The 1,633-nt window shown below is 63.4% G+C and carries 2 protein-coding genes; both read left to right on the forward strand.

The window, feature by feature from the left end; translation table 11 throughout:
- Positions 1-1,103, forward strand: a 1,103-nt coding sequence (gene istA / locus EV561_RS36930; protein ID WP_132528779.1) for an IS21-like element ISRsp2 family transposase, incomplete at its 5' end; no start/stop codon positions are given.
- Positions 1,104-1,114: 11 nt separating this feature from the next.
- Positions 1,115-1,633, forward strand: a 519-nt coding sequence (gene istB, locus EV561_RS36935; protein ID WP_165928062.1) for an IS21-like element ISRsp2 family helper ATPase IstB, incomplete at its 3' end; no start/stop codon positions are given.

Consider the following 1,633-nt stretch of genomic DNA (forward strand, 5'->3'; position numbering starts at 1 on the left):
CCGACTATGCCGGGCCGACGGTGCCGGTGATCGATCCGGCAACCGGTGTCCTCCATCCGGCCCAAATCTTTGTCGCGGTGCTGGGCGCCTCCAACCTGACCTTCGCCCATGCCAGCTTTAGCCAGCAGTTGCCGGATTGGATCGACGGTCAGGTGCGTGCTCTGACCTTCTATGGTGGGGTCACCAAGGCAATCGTGTGCGACAACCTCAAATCGGGGGTGGCCAAGGCCCTTTGGTTCGAGCCGACATTGACTGCGACGTTCGCCGCCATGGCGGAGCATTACGACACCACGATCCTGCCGACCCGCAGCCGGAAACCGCGCGACAAAGGCCGGGTCGAAGGAGCGGTATTGATCGTGGAACGCTGGATTCTGGCCCGGCTCAGGAACCGTACCTTCTTCTCGCTTGCCGCCCTCAACACGGCGATTGCCGAATTGCTCGAGGACCTGAACAACCGGACGATGCGCCATGTCGGCAAAAGCCGCCGCGAACTGTTCGAGGAGATCGAGCGGCCAGCCTTGAAGCCCTTGCCGGCGATACCGTTCGAATATGCGGAATGGAAGTCGGCGAAGGTCCATCCGGACTATCATGTCGAGGTCGACAAGACCTTCTACTCGGTGCCGCATCGGCTGATCGGATGCACCCTCCAGGTGCGGCTCACCCACCGGGTGGTCGAGATCTTCCACGACCACCAGCGTGTCGCCAGCCATGTTCGCCGCTCCCAGCGTTCCGGCCACGTCACCGTCAACGACCATATGCCCAAGGCGCACCAGCGCTATGCCAACACCACGCCGGCCAATCTGATCGGCCGTGCGACCCAGATCGGCCCCAATGCCGCCATCCTGGTCGAACGCATGATGCGCGACAGGCCGCATCCGGAACAGGGATACCGCTCGGCCATGGGCATTCTGTCGCTGGCGCCGCGCTATGGATCGCAGCGCCTCGAGGCGGCCTGTGAGCGGGCGCTCACCATCAATGCCATCACCTATTCCTCCGTCGCCTCCATCCTCAAATCCGGCCTCGACCGGGAAAGACCGCAGGCTGAACATGCGGCCCCCACGCCTGCGCATACCAATATCCGTGGCCGATCCTACTATCAGTGAAGGAAGCAAGAATGCTGACAAACCCCACCCTCGACCAGATGCAGGCCCTCGGGCTCACCGGTATGGCTGCCGCCTGGCGCGAATTGACCGAGCAGTCCAGCACCAATGAGCTCAGCCGCGATGAGTGGCTCGGCCTAATGCTCGACCGCGAAGTTACCCTGCGCGCCGACAAGCGCATCCGTAACCGGCTCGCCTCCGCCAAGCTACGCTTTGCCCAGGCCTGCATTGAAGATATCGACTTCGCCGCCGCCCGCGGTCTCGACCGGCGCAACACCATGGCGCTGGCCCAGGGGCAATGGCTCACCGCCCACGAGGGCCTGATCATCACCGGCCACACCGGCACCGGAAAGTCATGGCTGGCCTGTGCCTTCGGCAGGCAAGCGGCAAGGCTCGGTCACTCCGTGCTCTATGTGCGCGTGCCGCGCATGTTCGAGGATCTCGCGCTTGCCCGCCTCGATGGCTCCTTTCCCCGCCTCATCGACAAGCTCACTCGCGTCCAGCTCCTCATCCTTGACGACTTTGGAACACAT

It is taken from the genome of Rhizobium sp. BK376 (assembly GCF_004341625.1).
Taxonomy (GTDB): domain Bacteria; phylum Pseudomonadota; class Alphaproteobacteria; order Rhizobiales; family Rhizobiaceae; genus Rhizobium.